We start from the raw sequence: 21,825 nt of genomic DNA on the forward strand, positions 1-21,825 counted from the left end.
CGATGGCCATGCTGGCGCGATGATCTTTCGGTGCCATCGCCCCGGCTCGAGGGCCGCTCTTGCTCTGGCCCTCGCCCTCATCACGGGGAGTTGCGCACCGGTCGCGCAGCCCGGGGCGAGCCCCCCGCCTGCTCCTCCCGCACCGCAAGCGCCACCGGCCCCCGTCGCCATCGGTCCGGCCACGCTTTTGCTGTTCGGCACGCCGCGTCAGGGCGCGTTGCTGCGCGGCCTCGTGCCCGGCGGCATCCGGTCGCTGACGCTCGACGGCGATCCCGTCGCTTATGATGCGGAAGGCAATTTCATCATCGCCTTCGATCGCGACGCCAGCCCGAGCGCCCGGCTGGTCGCGACGCTCGCCAATGGCGAGACGCAGACGCGGACGCTGGACGTGGCGCCAGGCCACTGGAAGATCGAGCAGGTCAACGCCTCACCGACCGGCAGCGCGACGAGCGAAGAGTTCAAGGCACTGCGCGCGGATGAGCTGGCACAGATCAGCGCCGCCCGTGCGCGCGGAGAGCCGAGCGACGGCTGGCGCCAGCACTTCATCTGGCCGGTGAGGGCGCGGATCTCCGGCGTGTTCGGATCGCAACGCATCTATCGCGGTCAGCCCGGCAGCTATCATAGCGGACTCGATCTCGCTGGAGGCGCCGGGACCACCTATGTCGCGCCGGCCGACGGCGTCGTCATCCTCGTGGCGGGTCATCCCTTCACGCTGGAGGGCAATCTCCTGATGATTGATCACGGCATGGGACTGAACAGCGCCTTCCTGCACAGCCAGCGCGTGCTGGTGAAAGTGGGCGATGTGGTGCGCCAGGGTCAGCCGATCGGCATGATCGGCGCGACCGGCAGGGTCACCGGCCCGCATCTCCACTGGAGCATGAAGTGGCATGCGGCGCGGATCGATCCGCTGATGCTGCTGGCGAACGATCCGGACCGGTCCAGGTCCCCCTGACTCTGCGGCCCAGCATACCGTAGCGGCAGTCTCCGACCAGGATGCACCTGCTCGCATCCGCGAACGCGGCAAGGATGCCGCAATCGCTGTCTTCGATTCACCACAGCTGCCCACGATGGGGACCGCAGCGCCAGTGCATCGATAGCCAGTTGATCGCCCGATCCGGTCGTAAAATGACTTTATCCAATTGCGCGAAGCCGCGCGGCTAGCGCCTGAAAAGATTGTTCAATTGCTGCAAGAAGAGACGCTGTGGCATAAGTTTTTGCTGTGAAATGGCGGGATCGCGCAATTTTATGTTTTGCGGCGAAATCGGCGTATGACAAAACGTTACATTTGCTGTTGCGGAAATGTGACACGCCCTTGAAAACAGCCGCGTAATCCCGCGCCTGCGCTTTACACAACCGGCCCGCACGGCGCAGTTTCGTTGGCAGTACGAGCAGGGGAATCGTGCATGCCGGCGCTTTGACGAGCGTTGGCGTGCATCCCTTGTCCGTTGGGCGTCGGATAACCGGACGCTCGTCTTCATTTCCAGAGCAAGGGACTGGATCGTGAAAAAAATCTCCACTCAAACATTGCTGAAGGTCGCTTCGGCGCCGGCCGCACTGGGCCTCGCCCTGCTGTCGACCGCCGCTTTCGCCCAGACGGCGCAGAACGCGGAAGCCGATGAAGGCGAAGCAATCATCGTCACTGGGTCAATCACCCGCAATCCTGCTGCGGCGACGGCTTCGCCGGTCGTCTCCATCTCGGCAGACGATCTCCAGAAGCGCGGCATCCCAACGGCAACCGAGTATCTGCAGACCCTTACCGCGAATAACGCCGGTACGGTCCCCCCGAGCTGGTCAGCCTTCGGCTTCACGACCGGCGCAAGCGCGCCCTCGCTGCGTGGCTTCAACGACGCCTACACACTCGTGCTCTTCGACGGCATGCGCACGGCCGTCTATCCGCTGGCCGACGACACGCAGCGCAACATCGTCGACATCAACACGATCCCGAACTCGGTCATCGGCAATGTCGACACGCTGCTGGACGGCGCATCGGCGACCTACGGTTCGGACGCGATCGCGGGCGTGGTCAACGTGATCACCAAGCGCCAGATTCAGGGCCTGCATCTGAACGGCTCGGCCGGTATCTCGCAGCGCGGCGACGCCGGCGAGCAGCGCATCAGCGCCAGCTACGGCATTGGCGACCTCGATCGGGATGGCTTCAACGTCTACATTGCCGGCGAATATCAGCACAATGATACGCTCTATTCCCGTCAGCGCAGCTATCCGTTCAACACGGGCGACCTCAGCCGGATTTGCGGCGATGCGAGCCAGGGCTGCTTGAACAACGCCGTTCGCAACGGCATCCAGTATGACGGCAGCTATCTGGGCTTCCAGTCATCGCGTGCTAGCGCGACGCGCCCCTTCAACAGCACGCCACTCACGTTCGTCGATCCAGGGGGCGTTTCCCACACCTATGCCGCTGGAACGCTCCCCGTTGGACCATGGCAATATCTGAACGGCTGCGGCGGTCTTGCGTCTGCAGCGTTGACGCCAGGTCAGCAAGGCAGCACGTCGCCAAAGTACACGGCGGTCAAAGATGCCGACGGCAATATTACGGGATATACTTTCAATAACATCGGATATACCGGCGCCGTTGCTCCCTCGACCGTCTGCCAGGAGGACCTCCTGGGCGAATATCAGATGTATAGCTCCTCGATCACGCGCAAGGGCGGGACCTTGCGGGCCACGAAGACCTTCGGTGATTCCGAAGTCTTCGCGATGTTCAACTATTACAACACCACCACCTTCAACGAAGGTACGCCGCGCGGCTGGACGGGTTCGACGGCTGCCGGTGGCCGCACCGTGACGGTGAGCCGCATCTTCCTGCCGGTCTATGTCTGTCCGCAGGGCACCGCGATCGTCGGGACCAATCCGTCGACGGGCAACATCACTGGAGATCTGAGAGCATCGGGCTGTAACGCCGGCAACGGCACGCTCAACCCGAACAACCCGTTCGCCGCGCAGGGCGGTACGGCACAGCTCTCCGGCCTGCCCGACCGGGGCATTCAGACCTTCACCGATGCGAAGGTCTATCGCGGCGCAATCGGCGCACATGGCTCGTTCGGCCAAGGTTGGGATTACAACGTTGGCGTGACGGCTTCTGAAGTCACCCTCGACGTTCGGAATCACAACTACATCTACCTGCAGGGTCTGATGAATGCGATTGCGACGGGGAGCTACAACTTCGTCAATCCGTCGGCGAACACGCAGGCGGTGATCGATTCGGTGTTCAAGGATCAGACTAAGCGCGCGACCTCCAAGCTCTTCCAGGCACAGGCTGCGATTGCCAAGGATCTGATCGAACTGCCGGGCGGCATGCTGAACGTCGCGGTGGGCGGCCAGTTCCGTCATGAATCGCTCAACAATCCGAGCTCGAACGCACCGAACGACACCAATCCTTATGCCCGTTACTACACGATCAACGGCGTAGGCGTTCAGGGCGAGCGTGACATTTGGTCGGCTTCCTATGAAATCACCGTTCCGATCGTCGAGCAGCTCCGCGCGAAGGCATCGGGTTCCTATGATCACTACTCGACCGGCCAGACGGCGTTCTCGCCCAAGTTCGAGGCCGAGTTCACCCCGATCAAGGAAGTGAAGATCCGTGGCACCTGGTCGAAGGGGTTCCGCGCTCCGAACTTCAATGAGTCGTTCCAGCTGCCCTCGACCGGCTACTCGAACGCATCGATCGTCTGCTCGAATCCGACCTTCGCGGCCTTCTGCGCCGCGCACGCAAGCAACCCCAGCTATTATGCGAGTGGTTATTCGCCAGGTCTGACCTCGTCGGGCAACTCGAACCTCGAGCCGGAGAAGTCCACCTCCTACACGTTTGGCCTGGTGCTCCAGCCGCGGTCGAGCATCACGTTCACGGTCGATTACTGGCACACCAAGATCAAGAACGTGATCATTCCGCCATCCGTGACATCCGACATCACCACGCAATATTATACCAACAATGGCGTGGTGAATATTCCGGGCATCAACGTGGTGAAGGGCAATCCCGATCCGCAGAATCCCAATGCGCTGCCGCTGCTGGGCTTCATCGAAGCGCCGTTCCAGAACGCCAACGCGATCATGGGCGAAGGCATCGACATCTCGGCGGACGTCAAGCTGCCGATCACCAACACCCTGTCGATCCGCAGCGTTGCCAATGCTTCCTATCTGATGAAGCTGCAGCAGGAGCTGAAGGACGGCACCATCTGGCGCGCTGACGGCACGCTGGGTCCGTGCGGCTGGACATCCTGCTCGGGTGCGCCGAGCTGGCGTGTGACCTGGCAGAATACGCTGGACGTGAACGACCAGTTCAACGCCACGCTGACCGCCAGCTACACCAGCGGCTACTCGCCGACGGCGGCTGACTCGGGAGGCACCTACAAAGACTGCGCGCAGAGCGCGGCCGATGGTCAGCTGATCGTTTACGACAATGGCGATCCGGTGCAGTGCCACGTCCATGCGACGTTCAATCTCGACGGTCACGTCGAGGTCAAGGTCGCGGACAAGTTCACGCTCTACGGTGACGTGCTGAATATTCTGAACAGCCGTCCACCGCTCGACGTGAATGCGGGCTATGCTCTCTATCAGTTCAACCCTGCCTGGGCGGACCGCGGCTTCATCGGTCGCTACTTCCGCGTCGGCGCGAAGGTGGACTTTTAAGCCCTCCACTTAAAACCAAATAAATCAGGGGCCTACCTCACAGAAATGTTGAGGTAGGCCCCTATTTTATGAAATGATGCTCACAGGCATGGCGAATCATGTCCATTCCGAGGAGCATTTTTGTGAGATTTTTCGTCCTTCTGGCGGCATCTGTTGCTGCCGCCACGGCAATCGGCGCGCCCGCCTTTGCAACGGAAAAGGCACCGTCCGATAAGTCGCAATCCAATGACGGCGAGAAGAAGGTCTGCCGCAGCGATACCACCACCGGATCGATCATGCCCAAGCGCATCTGTCGCACCAGGGCGGAGTGGGCCGCGATCGATGCGCAAGGGCAGCGTAACCTCGAGCGCAATCAGACTATGGATCGCTCGCGCTCGATGATCGACCGCTGATCGCACGACGGCAGGCCTTACCGGTCTGCGTCGCCAGCAAAATTGCCACAATCATAGGATGCGCGGTGTTCAATCGAGAGTGCCGCGCACTTCGGTATTCGCGCCGAATCTGCTTCCTTATGCGGGCGGGCAGTATGACGTTGCCAGATGAAAAATCCGCACCCCTTAATTTGCTTTGTTGCAGAACTGCTACATCGTAAGTCGAAAAGCTGCAATGCACCAAGCAAAGGGTGGAAGCTTTCGCACGCGGTAGTAAACCAACATCAGTGGGTTACTGGCCTCATGCAAGAGAGTGGCTAGTGACCGAACAGTTAGGGGGATTTGCGGTCGCCGGCGGCCTGCGCTGCGCGCAGTCTGTTGGCGACCGTCCCTGTTTAAGGGGGTTTATTCATGGTCAAGATTTCGGTTGCTGCAGCATTGCGCTCCAGCGTTGCGCCGGCGCTTATCGCGTCGGCTTTTTTCGTTTCGCCCGTTCAGGCGCAGGAAGCGCAGGGCGCCGACAGCGACGAGGGTGAGGCCATCATCGTCACTGGATCGCTGATTCGCCGGACGGATGCCGAGACGCCCTCGCCGGTCACCATCCTGACCGCCGATTCACTCGACAAGGCCGGCATCACCACCGTCTCAGACGCAATCCGCTCGATCTCCGCGGATAGCGCGGGTTCGATCGGCACCGGCTTCCAGTCGGGCTTCTCGGCCGGTGGTTCGGCCGTGTCGCTGCGTGGCCTCGGCGTCTCCTCGACGCTCGTGCTCATCGACGGTCTGCGCTCGACCAACTTCCCGATCAACGACGATGGCCACAACGCCTATACCGACCTCAACTCGATCCCGTTCAGCCTGGTCGACCGGATCGAAGTGCTCAAGGACGGCGCCTCCTCCACTTATGGCGCGGACGCCATCGGCGGCGTGGTCAACCTCATCATGAAGAAGCACTTCACCGGCATCGGCGCGACCGCCGAGGGTGGCGTGACCCAGCAGGGCGACGGTGCCCGGGCTTATGGCGACCTGACGGTCGGCTTCGGCGACTATGACAGCGACGGCTGGAACTTCTACGTCAACGGCGAATATCAGAGCATTGGCCGCATCTCGAGCCACAGCCGCGGCTTCCCATACAATACGCTCGACCTGTCGAGCATCGGTGGCCTCGACAACAACAGCGCAGACAGCTCGCTGACGACGGCGACGCCGAGCGCAGTTGTGGTGCGCACGACGCAGACGGACCTCAACAATCCATTCGCCGGCGGCACAGCCGTGGCCAACAGCGCCTATACACTGCTCAACCCGAACTGCCCGAACGGCAGCTTCACGGTCACGACCGGCGGTGCGCAGGGCACGGGTTGCAAGTACGACCTCAACGACAAGTATCGCCAGATTCAGCCACTGCAGGAACGCTACTCGGGCGCATTCCGCTTTAGCTATCGCGTGAGCGACAATGTCGAGGCCTATCTGTCCGGCAACTTTAGCCGCTCCTATGTCAGCATCATCTCGGGCTTCCCAGCGGCCATCCGCAACACCCAGCCGTTCGGCGGCTCGCCGGCGCTGGCGAGCAGCAACCCGGGCATCGTCCTGCCGGTCTGGATTTGCCCGACCGGCGTGAACTGCGCCGACCCGGCCACGGCGGGCCGCACGCTCAACCCGAACAACCCCTATGCGGCCGCCTTTGCGGCAAACCCGTCGCAGGGCGCCGCGCGCATCTATTACCTGTTCGGCGACCTTCCGATCGGCAGCGACCGCACCAACGATGTCTATCGCGTCGCAGGCGGCTTCAGTGGCACGTTCGGCGATGATTGGGATTGGCGCGTCGAGGGGGTCGGCGCCTGGGACAATCTCAAGATCGTGCAGCACGGCCTGCTCAATATCGCCGCGCTCAAGCAAGCGATCAACACCGGGTCGTACAGCTTCGTGAATCCCGGTTCGAACAGCCAGTCGGTGCGCGACACGATCGCTCCCGACAAGTCGACGCCGTCCTACTCGTCGATGGTGTCGGTCGACGCCTCGATCACGAAGAAGCTCATGGACCTGCCGGGCGGGCCGCTCGCCCTAGCGGTTGGCGGCCAGATCCGTTGGGAAAAGCTGACCAACAACAACCAGAATGCAGCGTTGGACACGCTGGGCCTGACCACGGCTTCGGCTTTCGGCAAGCACACCGTTTCGGCTGCCTATTTCGAGCTGAGTGCCCCGATCGTCGATCAGCTCGAAGTCAATGCTTCGGGCCGCTACGATAACTACTCGGAGGGCTTCTCACACTTCTCGCCGAAAGTCGGCGTCAAGTTCACGCCGATCAAGCAGATCGCGTTCCGCGCGACCTATTCTGAAGGCTTCCGCGCCCCGACCTTCGCGGAATCAGGTCCGCGTAGCCAATATGCCGGCTTCGTCAGCACCACCCCGCCCTGCGCCTTCATCCTGCAACATGGCGGCACCGGCACGACAGCGTCCTGCTCGGCCAACGGCAATCCCTACAACCTGAACTATTCGTTGGGTCGCGGCGTTGCCGGTAATCCGCTGGTCCAGCCGGAGACCTCGCGCAGCTACACGGCTGGCGTGATCATCGAGCCGGTCAAGTGGTTCAGCCTCACGCTCGATTATTACAACGTCAAGAAATCGAACCTGATCGTCGCGGGACCTGACGTCGGCAAGGCGACGGCCGCTTATTATGCGGCTGCCAATCAGGCTGCCGGCTGCGCCGCAGTCGCCGCGGTGGGTCAGGGTTATAGCTGCAACGTGGTCGATGGCGTCGACCCGCTGTTCCCGACGGCCCTGCCGCGCATCCTGATCATCAACGTGCCTTATGTGAACGCCAACTACGCCCAAACCGAAGGCCTCGATTTCTCGGCGACGGTGCGTGTGCCGCTGAGCGACGGCATCAAGTTCACCAGCAAGGTCGAGGTCACCCATGTGATCAAGTATAATCTGGTGACGCCGAGCGGCACGCAGCATTATGCCGGTACGCTTGGTCCGTATGATCTCTCGTCCGGCAACGGCACGCCGGACTGGCGCGGCAACTGGCAGAACACCCTCGAGGTCGGCCAGTTCACGTTCAGCGCGACGGCCTATTATGTCGGCAAGATCAAGGCGGTGTCGGAGGACCAGGGTCTGCCGCTCGACTGCGACAACGGCAACCTCTACACCCGCTCGTCACCGCAGGATGTCGATCCGAAGTTCTGCTACATCAAGGAGTTCGTGAACGTCGACACGAACGTCACGGCGAACATCACCGACGACATCCGTCTCTATGCCAATGTCGGCAACATCTTCAACGTGCGTGCACCGCTCGCCGCGGCCGCCTACACGTCGGCGCCGAACTATCTGATCACCTGGCACTCGGCTGGCGCGATCGGCCGCACCTTCAAGGTCGGCGCGAGCGTCAAGTTCTAAGCCAGGCACGTCCGAAACAGCAGAAAGGGCGCCCGCGACGGGGCGCCCTTTTTTTTTGGCCGGTGCTCCTGCGGATACAGGAATGTTGGATCGTCAGGCCACTGCGAGCTTCAACCCACCATCGCCCTCGTCGATCTTCACCGTCGAGCCGTCCGGCACCTCCCCGCGCAGGATGAGGTCCGCAAGCGGGTCCTGCAGGTAACGCTGAACCGCCCGCTTGAGCGGCCGAGCGCCATAGACAGGGTCGTAGCCGACCCGGCCGAGCCAGGCGCGCGCGGCATCGGTCAGGTCCAGCGTCACCTTGCGGTCCTTGAGCAGCTTGCCCACCCGGTCGACCTGGATGTCGACGATGGGCGCCATATGGCTGGCGCCCAGGCGGTGGAACAGGATGATCTCGTCGAGGCGATTGAGGAATTCCGGCCGGAAATGCGCCCGGACGATCTCCATCACCTGGTCCTCGACCTTCTCGACCGGATCTTCATCGGCCAGGCTGGTCAGGAACTGGCTGCCCAGGTTCGAGGTCAGCACGATGATCGTGTTGGTGAAGTCGACCGTGCGGCCTTGTCCGTCGGTCAGGCGGCCATCGTCGAGCACCTGCAGCAGGATGTTGAACACGTCCTGATGCGCCTTCTCGACCTCGTCGAACAACACGACCTGATAGGGCCGGCGCCGCACCGCCTCGGTGAGTACACCGCCCTCCTCATAGCCGACATAGCCCGGAGGCGCGCCGACCAGACGGGCGACGCTGTGCTTCTCCATGAACTCGCTCATGTCGATGCGGACCATGGCGTTGTCATCGTCGAACAGGAAACCCGCCAAGGCTTTCGTCAGCTCGGTCTTGCCGACGCCCGTGGGCCCTAGGAACAGGAACGAACCGAGCGGCCGGTTCGGGTCTTGCAGGCCCGCGCGCGCGCGGCGCACGGCGGTCGAGACGGCCTTGACCGCCTCCGCCTGGCCGATGACGCGCTTGCCGATCGTCTCTTCCATCGCGAGCAGCTTTTCGCGCTCGCCGGTCATCATGCGTTCGACTGGAATGCCGGTCCAGCGTGCAACGACGCCGGCGATATCCTCCGCGGTCACTTCCTCGCGCAGCATCGCGCCCGCAGTAGCGCCGGCGGCCTCGGAGAGCTGCTTCTCGAGCTGCGGGATGGTGCCGTACTGCAGCTCGCCCGCCTTGGCGAGATCGCCGCTGCGCTGCGCCTGATCGAGCTGGACGCGTGCGGCATCGAGCTGTTCCTTGAGTTTGGATTCGCCGGCAATCTTGTCCTTCTCCGCCTGCCAGCGGGTGGTGAGCTCGGCCGACTGCTGCTCGAGATTGGCGAGATCGGCTTCCAGTGCGGCGAGGCGGTCCTTGCTCGCCTGATCGGTCTCCTTCTTCAGCGCCTCCCGCTCGATCTTGAGCTGGATGATCCGCCGATCGAGATTTTCGATCTCCTCGGGCTTGGACTCAACTTCCATGCGCAGACGCGATGCAGCCTCGTCCATGAGGTCGATCGCCTTGTCCGGCAAGAAACGGTCGGTGATGTAGCGATTGGAAAGCGTCGCTGCGGAGACGAGGGCCCCGTCGGTGATTCGCACGCCGTGGTGCAGCTCATACTTCTCCTTGAGACCACGCAGGATCGAGATGGTATCCTCGACCGTGGGCTCGCCCACGAAGACAGGCTGGAAGCGCCGTTGCAGCGCCGGATCCTTCTCGACGTGCTTGCGATACTCGTCGAGCGTCGTCGCGCCGATGCAGTGCAGCTCGCCGCGCGCCAGCGCCGGCTTGAGCAGGTTGGAGGCGTCCATCGCGCCTTCCGATTTGCCTGCGCCGATCAGCGTGTGCATCTCGTCGATAAAGAGGATGATCTGACCCTCGCCGGCCTTCACCTCGTCGAGTACGCCCTTGAGGCGCTCCTCGAATTCGCCGCGATATTTGGCGCCGGCGATCAGGCTGCCCATGTCGAGCGCCATCAGGGAGCGGTCCTTGAGCGTATCGGGCACGTCGCCATTGGTGATGCGCAGCGCCAGCCCTTCGGCAATTGCGGTCTTGCCGACGCCGGGCTCGCCGATCAGTACCGGGTTGTTCTTGGTGCGCCGGGCAAGGATCTGGATCGTCCGGCGAATTTCTTCGTCGCGGCCGATCACCGGATCGAGCTTGCCCTCGCGTGCAGCCTCGGTGAGGTCGCGGGCGAACTTCTTGAGCGCGTCGTAGCGATCCTCGGCGGACGCGGTGTCGGCGGTCTTGCCCTTGCGCAGCTCGTTGATCGCGGCGTTCAGCGCCTCGGGCTTGAGCCCGGCCGCGCCCAGCGCCTTGCCGGCGGCGGTTGTCGATGCCAGCGCGAGCGCCAGCAGCAGGCGCTCCACGGTGACATAGCTGTCCCCGGCTTTCTGTGCGACCTGCTCGGCTTGATCCAGCACGCGCACGGCATCATTGTCGAGGCCGGGCGTCTGCTGCGCACCGCTCCCAGAAACGGAAGGCACCTTGGCGAGCGCCGCATCGGTCTCGCGCGTCGCCACGGCGGGATCGCCGCCGGCGGCGCGGATCAGGCCGCTCGCCATGCCCTGCTCATCCTCAAGCAATGCCTTCAGCAGATGCTCGGGGCTGATCCGCTGATGGCTCATCCGGATCGCAACGGTCTGCGCACTCTGGAGGAAGCCCTTGGCGCGCTCGGTGAACTTCTCGAGATTCATATGCTCTCCCTTTCGAGCCCCCAGATAGTGTTGCCCATGTGCAACACAAGAGCAGCAGGCCGATTTCGACCCGTTATCAGACAGGATCGTGGCAGATAGCCGCCCGTTCATCATCCCGGCCATCCGGGATAGCCCGGATGCGGCCGGAACAGAGCAAGTCGTTTGCGTCCAAGAAGAAATCGCTTCGCGGCGCCCCTCAGGTTTTTGAGAGCGCGTCCGAGCGCGAACGTAAAGCGGATCCGGAGCGCAGCGTCCTCAAGGTCAACCCGATGGTCCGACGCTGGTGCGTCTCGTCAGGTGAGATCCACACCTCGCGAATTTAGATAGTCGGCTCGATCCTGACCGCGGCGCGATCGATCACCGCTTGATCTGCAGCGCCGCCGCCATGCGCTGCTCTTCAGGGTCGAGCAGACTTTCGAGCACGCGCCAGAAGCCCGTGACCGAGCCCTGGCCGGCTGCGGAATAAGCAGCCGCGCAGCGCTCGCGCATCGCATCGAACAGGCTGCGCTCGATGCTCTCGCCGGTCGCCGTCAGGCGCAGGAGTCGCTGACGTCGGTCCCGGATGCCGGGGATTGTCTCGACGAGGCCGCGCTCAGCCAACTCGTCCAGCACCCGGCCCAGCGATTGCTTGGTGACGCCGAGCAGGCGCAGCAGTGTCGAGATGGTCATCTCCGGCTGGCGAGCGATGAAATAGAGCGCGCGCTGATGCGCCCGGCCAAGTCCGTGCGTCTCCAGCACCGGATCCATCACGCGCGCCAGCGCGGCGTGGCCGAAGATCAGCAGCTCGATCCCTCGCCTGATCTCCTCCTCGCGCAGGAAGAGCGGGGACGCGGCGGGGCTGGGAGCGGAACTGACCATGAGGCGCTTCCTAGCTGATCCGGCCGATGCTGGAAATGTGTCTCCGCAGCGCTTCGCGACAGGAGGGGAACCGGCCGCGACGCTTGGCTTTTACGATCACGGCGCTATATGACGCGCCTCTCGGGCGCTGCGGCGCCACGATGCTGGGGCGTCGCCAAGCGGTAAGGCAGCGGCTTTTGATGCCGCCATTCGCAGGTTCGAATCCTGCCGCCCCAGCCAACGCTCCCGCGGCAGATACATCCTCAGGGCCCGCCGTCGCCTCCTCTCGCCGCGCGACATCGCGCTTTGCTCAGGGCCGCCCCGCCCCCGTGATCGCCGCCTTGTCCATAGAGGGGTCTTGCGTGCTTGCATTTTGAGGCGCAATTAGAATTATAAATTCATATAATATCTTGATTCGAGAGAGCGATGATCCGGTGCGGGGAAAGGGGATTCATTTCCGGAAATATGAGCGATATGGCGATTTACCTGCATGCCTTCTTCTCGCGCGAACCGCTCCGCCCGATCCATGTCTCGATATTATAATGATCAGCAAATCTAACAGATAGGAAGATCGACGCCGGCGGCCATTCCGCCCGGTGCCGGCCGGAACCTCACAACGAGGCCGGCCTTTCACGCCGACACAGATCGGCAAATATGGAGGGGAACGACGATGAATCCGGTATTGAAACTGGCTGGCGGACGACACGGCACACGACATGGCTTGCTGATCACCGCATCGCTGGTGGCCATGGCGGCCTGCCCGATCGCCGCAAATGCGCAGGCGAGTCAGGACAGCACGGAGGCAATCCAAACCTCCGACGCGGAGATCATCGTCACCGGCTCTCGCGCCTCTCTCAACGGCTTTTCCGCTCCTTCACCGACCCAGGTGATCGGCGCCGATCTCATCGCCAAGCAGGGCGCCTCGACGGTCGCCGAGGTGCTGCAGCAGGAGCCTGCCTTCAAGGCGACCCGCTCGGCTGGCGGCAATGCCAACAACTTCGCCAATCCCGGCCAGGCGACCGCCGATCTGCGCGGCCTGGGCGGTCAGCGCACACTGGTCCTGGTCAACGGATCGCGGATCGTACCGCAGGCGCCGTCGAACAATACCGGCGTGCCCGTCACCACCGACCTCAACGTCATCCCGACCAACATGATCGACCGCGTCGAGGTGGTAACGGGCGGCGCCTCTGCGCAATATGGCTCGGATGCCGTCGCCGGCGTCGTCAACATACTCCTCAAGAAGCGATTCAAGGGTATCGAGCTCACCGCTTCCAGCGGCATTTCGCAATATGGCGACAATTTCAAATATCGCCTTGGCGCGATCGGCGGCATCGATTTCGCGGATGGGCGCGGGCATCTCGTCGCCAGCATAGAGGCGACGGAATCCGGGGAAATCAACGATCTCTACTCGCGCGCCTGGGGCGCGCAGGAATGGATGATCGTGACCAACGCGAACTTCGCGACCAACGGCCTGCCTGCCAACATCGTCGCGCCGTTCGTCAAGAACAACAACAGCATCGGCGGCAAGATCCTCGGCCCGGCCAACTTTTCGCTGCGCAACTACACCTTCAATGCCGATGGCACGATCCGCCCCTATGACGCGGGGTCGCTCAACAACGGTACCTATCAGATCGGCGGCGAGGGCCTCAGCCGCAACACCGGCTCCAGCCTTATTCCCGGCGTGCGGCGTCTCACCACCTATGCGCGCGCGGAATACGCCTTCTCCGAGGCCGCGATCCTGTCGGCCGAAGGCGGCTATACCCGGACGCTCGGCCTGTTCACCGGCGGGCTCCCCAATATCGCCTCCTTCACCATCCAGCGCGACAATGCCTATCTGCCGCAGGTCGTGCGCGATGCGATGATCGCGCAAAATGTGACCAGCTTCACCATGTCGAAGGGCTTCTACGACATGGGAAACATCAATTTTCGGGTGCGCAACGAGACGCCGCACATGATGGTCGCGCTCGAGGGCGACCTTGGCCATTCCTGGCACTATGACGCGCATTATTCGTACGGGAAGAACATCTTCCAGAGCGATTTCACCAACAACTTCGCACCGGTTTTCTATGCGTTCGCCGCCGATGCGGTGCAGGTCGGCAATACGATCGTCTGCCGGGGCGTGCGCGACAATGTCGCTGCGGCCGCAGGCTGCATCCCGCTTAACATTTTCGGGCCGCAGTCAACCTCGCGAAGCGCACCCGGCGCGCAGGATTATGTGAACCGCTCAGGCTATAGCCGGGTCGGCTATGTGCAGCACGCCGCCGCAGCAAACGTGCGCGGCGAACCCTTCGCGACCTGGGCCGGCCCGGTCTCCATCGCGTTCGGCGGAGAATGGCGCCGCGAGACCCAGAAGCTGACCGCCGACGCTCTCTCGACGGCCGGCCGCTTCCTGATCGGCAATGCCACGCCCTTCGCCGGCAAGTTCGACGTGAAGGAAGGCTATTTCGAGACGCTGGTGCCGCTGGCGCGCGATGTGTCCTTCGCCCACAGCTTCGATATAAACGGCGCGATCCGCTATGCCGACTACAGCACGGCCGGCGGCCAGACGACCTGGAAGCTCGGCGCGGTTTATGAGCCAGTCGAAGGGCTGCGCTTCCGTGCCACGCGCTCGCGCGACATCCGCGCGCCCGCGATCTACGAGCTGTTCTCGCCGGGCTCCACGCTCGCGGCAGGCCTGACCGTGCGTGGCATCAATGCCAACATCCCGCAGAATCGGTCGATCGGTAATCCGAACCTCCGCCCGGAAGTCGCCAACACCCTGACGCTCGGCGTCGTGCTGCAGCCGTCGGGCATTCCGGGGCTTCGCGCCTCGGTTGATTATTTCCGGATCGACCTGCGCGATGCGATCGACTCCCTGACGGCCGCGAACATCGGCAATTTCTGCACGGCGGGGCAGCAGCTCTATTGCAGCTTCATCACCTTTGCGCCCAACGGCACACCGCTCAGCCTCGCGGCGCCGGTCCAGAACATCGCCTCGTTCAAGTCGAGCGGGCTGGACTTCGCCCTGTCCTATCGCATGGGCCTTGGCGGCGGCAGCGCGCTGACGACGCGGTTCAGCGGCACCTATGCCCTGCACAACTGGATCAACGGCGTCGATCGCGCGGGCGAAAATGGCCTGGGCAGCCTTGGCGCGGTGCCGCGCTTCCGCGGCAATCTGCAGGAGACGTTCGACACAGGTCCGCTCTCGCTGACAGCCCAGCTCCTCTACATCAGCAAGGGCAACAACGATAACACGTTCAACACCATCCCGGCGCTGACGATCAACCAGAACGAGATCGCGGCGGCCGCCTATGTGAACCTCTTCTCGACGATCAAGATCGACGAACGGATGGAAATCACGGCCTCGATCGATAATCTGCTCAACCGCGATCCGCCGGTCAGCCCCTATGCGACGCAGGGCCAGGCCGTGAACGGTCAATATTACGACAAGGTCGGCCGGGCCTTCGAGGTCGGCGTCCGGATCAAGTTCCCGTGACAGGGTGAGAGCCAGCCAACGATCGGCAATGCGGGTTCCGGGACTGGAAACATGTCTTCAGCATTCCAGTCCCTGCTTGCGGCAGTGATCTTGGAGACCGTCGCGCCCGCTCCATAGCATAACTCACCTCCGCTGACCCTTGAGACAGGCATGTGCGGAGAACAGACATCGGTGTCGTCTTATCCCTGAGGGGAATGCTGATGGGGCTGGTGGTGAGAGACAATGGAGTGCGGGGCATATGAGCCTGTGCGCGCTGGTTCTGGCGACTGTGCTGGTACCGGCAGCGCAGGCGGACCCAGCACCCGAGTCCGTCGCGGCCACCCAGACCGTCATGGTGCGGACCGCGACGCCTGCAGCGGTCCCCGAGCCGGAGACGATTGCTCCACCAGCCGAGTTGGTGGGAGCGGCGCCCGCCACGGATGAGAAGACGGCGGACGGGGAGGTCATGGTCGTCACAGCGCGGCGCCGCCACATCGCGGCCGATCCGCTGGAGAGCCTCAACGTCAAGAGCTTCGCGATGGTCCAGGCGGTCGACGACGCCGTGATCGGCCCGGCCTCGAAGGGCTATGAGCGCGCGATCCCCCTGCCGGCTCGCGATGGCCTGCGCAATTTCTTCCGGAACCTGCACGAACCGGTCGTCTTTCTGAACGATCTCATCCAGCTTAAGCCGAAGAAGGCGCTGAAGACGCTGGGGCGTTTTGCCATCAACACCACGGTCGGCGCGGCAGGATTGTTCGACATGGCGCGGCGGCGGCCCTTCAATCTGCCCTATCGCATCAATGGCTTTGCCAACAGCCTGGCTTATTATGGCGTGAAACAGGGACCATTCCTGTTCCTCCCCCTGATCGGGCCGACGACGGTGCGCGATCTTGTCGGACTCGGTGTCGACACGATCGCGATGCCTCTCTCCGGCACCAGCCCGATGCGCGGCCCGGCCTATGCCGCCTCGGCGACCAGCATCAAGGTGCTCGATCACCGCATCGAATTTGACGGGGAAATACGGCAGATGCGTGATGGTGCCCAAGATGCCTACGCCGCCGCGCGCGCCTCCTATCTCAACCGGCGAGCGGCCGAAGTCGCAGCCCTGCACGAGCCGTCCCTGGCCAATGAGCGGCTCGCCGCCGTGCCGATCAATCCGATCGCAGAATCCGCCCTGGGCCACTGAGCATGGCGGTGCGGACATCGAGCGAGAGCACAGCGTATCGTCGGACGCCGGTCGACAAACCAGCCAACCCCTTGGGCGACGAGGGGTGAAGGGCCCGAGCGGGTCGGGTCGCGGGGATCCGCCGGCATCATCCCTTCCTGGAAGGAATGATGCCGGCGGTCCTTATCCCAGCCTTATTTCGCCGGATCGGCCTTCGGCGCATTCGGCGCGACGATGTTGCCAAAGAAGTCGCCTTTGAGCCAAAGCGGAGGGGTCGCGCCATCGGCCATGGCCTTGGTGATGCGGTAATTGGCCTCGGCGAAGCGCGCGCCGGCGCGCCAGAAGAACGGCAGCTTCATGTCGTCGCCGGGCTGGTGATAATATTTCTCGTCGAACTCATGCCATTTCGGCTCGCCGCCATTGCCGTAGCCGGTGGCGAGGAACACGGCGGGCACGCCCTGCTTCACGAACATATAATGGTCCGATCGCACGAAGATCACTTCCTCTGGCGTCGGGTCCGGCGCCAGCGTCACCTTCATCGGCGCCACGGCGTCCGCGACGATCCTGCCCAGCGTCGAATGCTCCGCGCCATAGGCGACGACATCGTTGAAGCTATAGGTGAGCAGCGGCATGTCGAGATCGACATTGCCGACGATCTTGCTGATCGGCACCGTCGGGTGGCGCGCGAAATAGTCGGCGCCGAGCAGGCCCTTCTCCTCGCCGGTCGAGGCGACGAACAGCACCGAGCGGCGCGGCTTTACCTTGTCCTGCGAGAGGATGCGGGCGACCTCCAGCATCGTCGCAACACCGGCGGCATTGTCCATCGCGCCATTGTTGATGTGGTCCGTGCCGGCCGGCTCGCCCGGCTGGACCGGCGTGACCCCGATATGATCGAGATGGCCCGACAGGATGACATATTCGCTCGCCAGCGCCGGATCGCTGCCCGGGATCATCGCGACGACGTTGGGGCTTGAGGTCATGCTGCGGACCGGCGTCGCAACGATCTGTACGCTGGTCTTGAGCGCGAAGCCCTTGGGACGGGCACCCTTGCGCGCAGCCTCCTTGCGGATCTGGGCGAGAGACCTGGACGCGCCCGCGAAGATGGCCTGCGCGCCGTTGTCGTTGGTGCCGACCGAGAAGTGCAGGCCGGGCGTGTCGTCATAGGCCTTGCCGTCCGGCCCGACCCAGGTGAAGTTGGGCTGGAAGCCGTACATGAGGCGCCGCGCCCAGGGGCGTTGCTTGGCCGAGGCGTCGGTATCGATCTGGATCGCGCCAATCGCGCCGTGGTCCTGAGCCGTCTTCAGGCGCTCTGAGAGGAGATGGGCGGCCGCCTCGCTCGGCAGCGTCTCCGGGAAGCCGCGCAGCAGCACGACGACCTTGCCCTTCACGTCGAGCCCGGCATAGTCGTTCAGCCCCAGCGCCTTGTCTTCCAGGCCATAGCCCGCGAAGACGAGCGGCGCAGTCAGATCCAGCTTGCCCTCATCGGCGCCGAGCAAAATGGTGGAGTCGACACCCGCCACCAGACTGGTGCTGCCGCCCGGTCCGCTGATCGTGACCGCGGCCGGCGCCGTCAGCCGCTCGGTCCGCTGGAAGCCGATGCGCTGCAGATAATCGCCATTGTCGCCCATCGGTTTGAGACCGAGCGACGCGAAGCGCTCGGCGACGAAGCGCGCCGCGATCTCATGCCCCACGCTGCCGGTGTCGCGCCCCTGCAGCAGGTCGTCGGCGAGAAAAGCAATGTCCGCCTTCACCCGATCGGGCGAGAAGCGCGGGTCGAGCGGCAGCTGATCCTCTGGAATGACGGGCTTGGCCGGCGCGGCGGCGGCCGGCGCGGCGCCGCCCTCCTGCCGCTCATGGGCGAGGAGCAGGCCGCTCGGCGTCAGGCACAGCGCGGCAACGGCTGCAAGCAGCGTGGAACGATAAGAAGATATCATGAAGGAACCTAGCGATTGATGCGAGCCGGATTGACCGGAATTGCAGGAGTTTATCGGCCAGAACGCCCCTGTCCAGCGCGAAGGCGTATTGCGCCGCTAAGTCACGACATTATGGTGATGCCAGCCCTTCGCGTGTCCTCGCGTCATGAAAGCCCTTCCATGTCCCAGCCCTTCTCCCGTATCCTTCCCGCCCTGCTTGCCGGCGCGGCTCTGATCGCCAGTCCAGTCGCCGCGCAGACCGCCAAGTCCAGGCCCGCGCCGCTCCCGGAGCTGGTCAGGCAGGTCGACATTCCCTACGAGACCTTCACCCTGCCCAATGGCCTGCGCGTTATCGTTCATACCGATCGCAAGGCACCGGTGGTCGGCGTCACCGTCTATTATCGGGTCGGCTCGAAGAACGAGCCCAAGGGCAAGACCGGTTTCGCGCATCTCTTCGAGCATCTGATGTTTGGTGGCTCGGAAAATGTTCCCAATTTCGACACGCCTTTGGTCACGGCGGGCTCGACACCGACCAACGGTTCGACCTGGTTCGACCGCACCAACTATGTCGAGACGGTGCCGACCGGCGCGGTCGATCTCGCTCTCTTCATGGAAGCCGATCGCATGGGCCATCTGCTCGGCGCGGTCACGCAAACCAAGCTCGATGCGCAGCGCGCCGTCGTCCAGAACGAGAAGAGGCAGGGCGACAACCAGCCCTATGGCCTGGTCGAATATACCCAGCTCGAGACGTTGCTGCCGCCCGGTCATCCCTATCAGCACAGCGCGATCGGCTCGATGGCCGATCTCGATGCCGCGAGCCTGGAGGACGTAAAAAACTGGTTCCGCACCAATTACGGCCCCAACAATGCCATTCTCGCCCTCGCCGGCGACATCGACGTCAAAACCGCGCGCGAGAAGGCAGAGAAATATTTCGGATCGATCCCCGCCGGCCCGGCCGTCGCGCCGGTCGTCACGCCAGTGCCAACCTTGCCCGCGCGCGTCGACAAGGTGATGAAGGACCGCGTCGCGACCACGCGCATCTATCGCATGTGGGCGACGCCCGGCCGCAGCGACAAGGCCGCGCCGCTGCTGGCGGTTGGCATGTCCGTGCTCGGCGGACTCTCCAGTTCGCGTCTCGACAATGCGCTGGTGCGCAAGGAGCAGATCGCGGTTAGCGTCACTGCCAGCGTGCAGCAGTTCGAGCAGCTCGGTCTGGTTGAGGTAACTGCGGACGTGAAGCCCGGCGTCGATCCCGATCTCGTCTCGAAGCGGCTCGACGAGATCATCGCCGACTATATCAAGACCGGCCCGACCGCCGACGAAGTGACGCGCGTGGCGACCGGGCAGGTCTCGAGCGAAATCTCGGGACTGGAAGTCGTCGGCGGCTTCGGCGGCAAGGCGGCGACCTTGGCCGAGGGGCTGCTTTATGCAGGCGATCCGGGGCAGTACAAGAAGGATCTGGCGGCCATCGCCTCGGCCACGCCAGCCGGTGTCACGGCAGCGATGCAGCAATGGCTGAGCCGGCCGGTCTTCGCCCTGCGCGTCGAGCCCGGCGAGCGCGAAGCCTATGCCGATGCGACGGTCAGCGCGCCGGGCGGCGAGACCGCAGCGGCGGAAGCACCGCCCAAGCCCACCCTGCCGCTCCCCGCCGTTGCACCCAGCCCCGGCGTCGACCTGCCCGACGTCGAGACGACGACGCTTGCCAACGGCATCAAGCTCCATCTCGCACGCCGCACGACCGTGCCGACCGTCCAGATCGCGGTCAGCTTCGACGCCGGCCTCGCCAGCGACCGGCGCGACCGGCTCGGCCTCGCCTCACTGATGCTCGGCCTGCTCGAGGCCGGCACGACCTCGCGCTCGACCATCGAGATCGCCGAGGAGCAGGAGCGGCTCGGCGCGAACATCTCGACCGGGCAGAGCATGGACCGCACCTCCGTCTCGCTCTATGCGCTCAAGGCGAACCTCAAGCCCTCGCTCGACCTCTATGAAGACGTGATCCGCAATCCCGCCTTCGTGCCGAGCGAGATCGACCGGCTGCGCGCGATCCAGCTTGCCGGTATCGCGGCCGAAAAAACGCAGCCGCAGGGCCTCGCCGCCCGCGCCATCTTCCCCCTGCTCTACGGCAGCGCCCATCCCTATGGCGTACCGTCGAGCGGCCGCGGCGACGAAGCGACCGTCAAGGCGATCACCCGCGACGATCTCATCGCCTATCATGACGACTGGATGGTGCCGGGCAAGGCCGAGATCTTCGTCGCCGGTGACGTCACCATGGCCGAGATCAAACCGCTGATGGACGCGCATTTCGGCGCCTGGCCGCAGAACCGCAAAGCCTCTCCGGTCAAGAATTTCGCGGTCGCCGTGCCGCCGCCGAAGCCCGGCATCTTCCTCATCGATCGGCCGCAGTCTCCGCAATCGATGATCCTCGGCGGGTTCGTGACGGGCGCGAAGGGCAGCGACGATCTCGTCCCCTTCCAGGCTGCCAGCACGATCCTGGGTGACGATTTCCTCGCGCGGCTCAATCAGGATATTCGTGAGACCAAGGGCTGGTCCTATGGCGTGCGCGGCTATCTCGCGACGCGCGCCGAGCGCAGCCCTTATATCGTGACCGCGCCGGTGCAGGCCGACCAGACCGGCCCGGCGATCGCCGCGATGAAGGGCGACATCGCCGCCTTCCTCGGCCCCAAGGGCGTGACCCCGGCCGAGTTCAGCCGCGTCATCAAGGGCGAGATCGCGCAGCTCCCCGCCCAATATGAGACGACCGGATCAGTGCTCGGCCAGATGCAGGCCGACGCGCTTTACAAACGGCCGTTCACCTATGTGGAGACGCTCGCCCAGCGCTATAGCGCGCTGACGCCCGAGGCACTGGACCAGGCCGCGCGCGCGCTCATCGATCCATCCAAGCTCAGCTGGGTGGTGGTGGGCGACAAGAGCAAGATCGAGAGCCAGCTCAAGGCGCTCGGCATGCCCGTCACGGAGATTGACTCGGGCGCGCCCACAGCCAAATAGGCGCCATCACATCGAAAAGGGAGAGCCTCATGACCAAGGTCGACGGCGCTTATGATTGCATCACCAAGTCGCCGATGGGCGACCAGCCGAGCGTGTTCACGATTGTCTCGGACGGCGACCATTTCAATGGCACCAATGCCGGACCGCTGGGCTCGCTCGACGTCAAGGACGGCAAGGTCGACGGCAACCGCCTGACCTGGGTTATGGAAATGACCATGCCGATGCCGATGACGCTGACCTGCGAAGCGGTAATCACAGACGGCAAGCTCACCGGCACGATCGACGCCGGCGCCTTTGGCCAGCTCGCGATGACGGGAACGCGGCGGGACTGAGAAAAATAGGCCCCTCCACTTCAGAGGAGGG

The 21,825-nt window shown here is 63.8% G+C and carries 11 protein-coding genes and 1 tRNA gene; 9 read left to right on the top strand and 3 right to left on the bottom strand.

Features of this window, described 5'->3' with window-relative positions; genetic code table 11:
• The first annotated feature begins 19 nt into the window (after nucleotides 1–19).
• From KK488_RS04635 to KK488_RS04650, 4 genes are all read left to right on the top strand, one after another.
• Nucleotides 20–952, top strand: a complete 933-nt coding sequence (locus KK488_RS04635; protein WP_214621985.1) for a M23 family metallopeptidase — start codon at nucleotides 20–22, stop codon at nucleotides 950–952.
• Between the two features lie 548 nt (nucleotides 953–1,500).
• Entirely contained in the window at nucleotides 1,501–4,647 is a 3,147-nt protein-coding gene (locus KK488_RS04640) for a TonB-dependent receptor domain-containing protein (protein ID WP_349356850.1), read from the top strand.
• A 122-nt stretch (nucleotides 4,648–4,769) separates the two neighbouring features.
• On the top strand, nucleotides 4,770–5,039 hold the full coding sequence (locus KK488_RS04645) for a hypothetical protein (RefSeq protein ID WP_214621986.1): 270 nt from the start codon (nucleotides 4,770–4,772) through the stop codon (nucleotides 5,037–5,039).
• A gap of 390 nt (nucleotides 5,040–5,429) precedes the next feature.
• Entirely contained in the window at nucleotides 5,430–8,414 is a 2,985-nt protein-coding gene (locus tag KK488_RS04650) for a TonB-dependent receptor domain-containing protein (RefSeq protein ID WP_214621987.1), read from the top strand.
• Between the two features lie 93 nt (nucleotides 8,415–8,507).
• Here KK488_RS04650 and clpB read toward each other — a convergent pair whose 3' ends face one another.
• Both clpB and KK488_RS04660 read right to left on the bottom strand, forming a co-directional pair.
• Nucleotides 8,508–11,087: an ATP-dependent chaperone ClpB gene (gene clpB / locus KK488_RS04655; RefSeq protein ID WP_214621988.1), complete on the bottom strand. Its 2,580-nt coding sequence runs from the start codon at nucleotides 11,085–11,087 to the stop codon at nucleotides 8,508–8,510.
• 357 nt (nucleotides 11,088–11,444) lie between these two features.
• Nucleotides 11,445–11,945, bottom strand: a complete 501-nt coding sequence (locus tag KK488_RS04660) for a MarR family winged helix-turn-helix transcriptional regulator (protein ID WP_214621989.1) — start codon at nucleotides 11,943–11,945, stop codon at nucleotides 11,445–11,447.
• A 144-nt stretch (nucleotides 11,946–12,089) separates the two neighbouring features.
• Between KK488_RS04660 and KK488_RS04665 the strand changes: the two genes are divergently transcribed.
• The 3 genes from KK488_RS04665 (at nucleotide 12,090) to KK488_RS04675 (ending at nucleotide 16,564) form a co-directional block, all read left to right on the top strand.
• Nucleotides 12,090–12,164 (top strand) — tRNA-Gln (locus tag KK488_RS04665).
• A gap of 430 nt (nucleotides 12,165–12,594) precedes the next feature.
• The gene (locus tag KK488_RS04670; protein ID WP_214621990.1) at nucleotides 12,595–15,399 is read left to right on the top strand and encodes a TonB-dependent receptor; all 2,805 of its coding nucleotides are present in this window, start codon (nucleotides 12,595–12,597) and stop codon (nucleotides 15,397–15,399) included.
• A 238-nt stretch (nucleotides 15,400–15,637) separates the two neighbouring features.
• Complete coding sequence (locus KK488_RS04675; protein ID WP_214621991.1) at nucleotides 15,638–16,564, top strand: MlaA family lipoprotein; 927 nt, start codon at nucleotides 15,638–15,640, stop codon at nucleotides 16,562–16,564.
• 173 nt (nucleotides 16,565–16,737) lie between these two features.
• On the opposite strand, the gene KK488_RS04680 is transcribed toward KK488_RS04675, so the two are convergent.
• Nucleotides 16,738–18,477 carry a M20/M25/M40 family metallo-hydrolase gene (locus tag KK488_RS04680; protein ID WP_214621992.1) on the bottom strand — a complete coding sequence of 580 codons (1,740 nt, stop codon included), beginning with the start codon at nucleotides 18,475–18,477 and terminating at the stop codon, nucleotides 16,738–16,740.
• A 159-nt stretch (nucleotides 18,478–18,636) separates the two neighbouring features.
• Between KK488_RS04680 and KK488_RS04685 the strand changes: the two genes are divergently transcribed.
• Nucleotides 18,637–21,462 carry a M16 family metallopeptidase gene (locus KK488_RS04685; RefSeq protein ID WP_214621993.1) on the top strand — a complete coding sequence of 942 codons (2,826 nt, stop codon included), beginning with the start codon at nucleotides 18,637–18,639 and terminating at the stop codon, nucleotides 21,460–21,462.
• 29 nt (nucleotides 21,463–21,491) lie between these two features.
• Nucleotides 21,492–21,794 (top strand): hypothetical protein, encoded by a 303-nt coding sequence (locus tag KK488_RS04690; RefSeq protein WP_214621994.1) that lies wholly within the window; start codon nucleotides 21,492–21,494, stop codon nucleotides 21,792–21,794.
• Nucleotides 21,795–21,825: the final 31 nt, after the last annotated feature.

Source organism: Sphingobium nicotianae (genome assembly GCF_018603885.1).
Lineage (GTDB): Bacteria > Pseudomonadota > Alphaproteobacteria > Sphingomonadales > Sphingomonadaceae > Sphingobium > Sphingobium nicotianae.